Genomic DNA, 2931 nt, shown 5'->3' on the forward strand with positions numbered 1-2931 from the left:
CCTGCGCCCTGAAAACCGAACAATGAAGAATATGCGATGATGGAGCAAGGCCAGTTTGCCTGCATAGTCAGGTCAAGCCCTCGGGTTATTAGTATCGGTCAGCTGAACACGTTACCGTGCGTACACCTCCGACCTATCAACGATGTAGTCTACATCGACCCTTACTCCTTAAAGGATGGGAGAACTTATCTTAGGGGGAGTTTCACGCTTAGATGCTTTCAGCGTTTATCTCGTCCATACGTAGCTACCCAGCTATGCCGTTGGCACGACAACTGGTGCACCAGAGGTATGTCCATCCCGGTCCTCTCGTACTAAGGACAGCTCCCTTCAATTCTCCTTCGCCCGCAACAGATAGGGACCGAACTGTCTCACGACGTTCTGAACCCAGCTCGCGTGCCGCTTTAATTGGCGAACAGCCAAACCCTTGGGACCGAATTCAGCCCCAGGATGCGACGAGCCGACATCGAGGTGCCAAACCTCCCCGTCGCTGTGGACGCTTGGGGGAGATCAGCCTGTTATCCCCAGGGTAGCTTTTATCCGTTGAGCGACGGCATTTCCACGCACATACCGCCGGATCACTAACTCCAACTTTCGTTACTGCTCGACCCGTCGGTCTCGCAGTTAGGCTCGTTTTTGCGTTTACACTCACTGCACGATTTCCGTCCGTGCTGAACGAACCTTTGAGCGCCTCCGTTACCTTTTGGGAGGCGACCGCCCCAGTCAAACTGCCCACCTAACAGTGTCCCCCGACCGGATTCACGGCCGCAGGTTAGAAATCCAGCAACACAAGGGTGGTATTCCAACGTCGCCTCCATTCGAGCTGACGCCCGAACTTCCTAGGCTCCCACCTATCCTATACATGTATTACCAAACTCCAGTATTAAGCTACAGTAAAGCTCCATGGGGTCTTTCCGTCTAGTTGCGGGTAACTGGCATCTTCACCAGTACTACAATTTCGCCGGGCGGGCTGTCGAGACAGTGCCCAAATCGTTACGCCATTCGTGCGGGTCAGAACTTACCTGACAAGGAATTTCGCTACCTTAGGACCGTTATAGTTACGGCCGCCGTTTACCGGGGCTTCAATTCAAACCTTCGCATTGCTGCTAAGCTCTCCTCTTAACCTTCCGGCACCGGGCAGGCGTCAGCCCCTATACGTCATCTTTCGATTTAGCAGAGACCTGTGTTTTTGGTAAACAGTCGCTTGGGCCTTTTCACTGCGGCCACCTTTCGGTGGCTCCCCTTATCCCGAAGTTACGGGGTTAACTTGCCGAGTTCCTTGACAACCCTTCTCCCGTTGGCCTTAGGATTCTCTCCTCATCTACCTGTGTCGGTTTGCGGTACGGGCACCTCAGATATCCCTCACACCTTTTCTCGCCACAGAGCATCGCCGACTTCCCTACTGATGTTCGGTCCCTTGCGCCCCGGTCGACCAACGCCGGGGTTCGGCTATCTCCATGTGTCAGTGTGCTTAAATCTTTCGGTGGTTACGGAATTTCAACCGTATGTGCATCGACTACGCCTCTCGGCCTCGCCTTAGCTCCCGACTTACCTTGGGCGGACGAACCTTCCCCAAGAAACCTCAGATTTTCGGCCATTATGATTCCCACATAATTCTCGCTACTTATTCCGGCATTCTCACTTCTGTACAGTCCACGTGTGCTTCCGCTCACGCTTCGCCCCGTACAGAACGCTCCCCTACCCCTCACTTACGTGAAGCCCAAGCTTCGGTTATATGCTTAGCCCCGTTACATTTTCCGCGCAGAGTCACTCGACCAGTGAGCTATTACGCACTCTTTTAATGTGTGGCTGCCTCTAAGCCAACATCCTGGTTGTTTTCGCAACTCCACATCGTTTTCCACTTAGCATATATTTGGGACCTTAGCTGTGGGTCTGGGCTGTTTCCCTTTTGACAATGAAACTTATCTCACACTGTCTGACTGCTGTTCATCAATTATGCGGCATTCAGAGTTTGATAGAGTTCAGTAACCTCATCGGCCCCTAGCTCATTCAGTGCTTTACCTCCGCTAATCTAAAACAACGCTAGCCCTAAAGCTATTTCGGGGAGAACCAGCTATCTCCGAGTTCGATTGGAATTTCTCCGCTATCCACAAGTCATCCGCCACCATTGCAACGGGGGTCGGTTCGGTCCTCCATGGGGTTTTACCCCCACTTCAACCTGCTCATGGATAGGTCACCCGGTTTCGGGTCTATTGCAACGAACTTCATTCGCCCTGTTAAGACTCGGTTTCCCTTCGCCTCCGGTACTGAATACCTTAAGCTTGCTCATTACAATAACTCGCCGGACCATTCTACAAAAGGTACCTCATCACACTTTAACGTGCTCTGAGTGCTTGTAAGCACAAGGTTTCAGGTACTGTTTCACTCCCCTCCCGGGGTGCTTTTCACCTTTCCCTCACGGTACTGCTTCTCTATCGGTCATCAGGTAGTATTTAGGCTTGGAAGGTGGTCCTCCCGTCTTCCCACCGGGTTTCACGTGTCCGGCGGTACTCTGGATACTCACTAACAGAATTCGGTTTTCGCTTACGGGATTCTCACCCTCTCCGATCGGCCTTCCCATGCCGTTCAGCTAACCTATCCTGCCGTTGTGTGAGTCCGAACCCCAGGAAACCGAAGTCTCCTGGTTTGGCCTCTTCCGCTTTCGCTCGCCACTACTCGCGGAATCTCGGTTGATGTCTTTTCCTCGTCCTACTTAGATGTTTCAGTTCGGACGGTTCCCCACGTACACCTATTTGATTCAGTGCACGCTGACAGAGTATGGCTCTGCCGGGTTTCCCCATTCGGAAATCTACGGATCGATGCGTATGTGCCGCTCCCCGTAGCTTATCGCAGCTTGTCGCGTCCTTCGTCGGCTCCTGATGCCAAGGCATTCCCCTTGCGCTCTTTCTAGCTTGACCTGTCGTCGTCGCGGAC

The 2931-nt window shown here is 52.9% G+C and carries 1 rRNA gene; it reads right to left on the minus strand.

Annotated features, from left to right (window positions below):
• Positions 1–68: 68 nt before the first annotated feature.
• Positions 69–2915: ribosomal RNA gene (locus BUB60_RS19390) — 23S ribosomal RNA — on the minus strand.
• Positions 2916–2931: the final 16 nt, after the last annotated feature.

Origin of the sequence: Sporobacter termitidis DSM 10068, assembly GCF_900130065.1 — a bacterium.
Classification (GTDB): domain Bacteria; phylum Bacillota; class Clostridia; order Oscillospirales; family Oscillospiraceae; genus Sporobacter; species Sporobacter termitidis.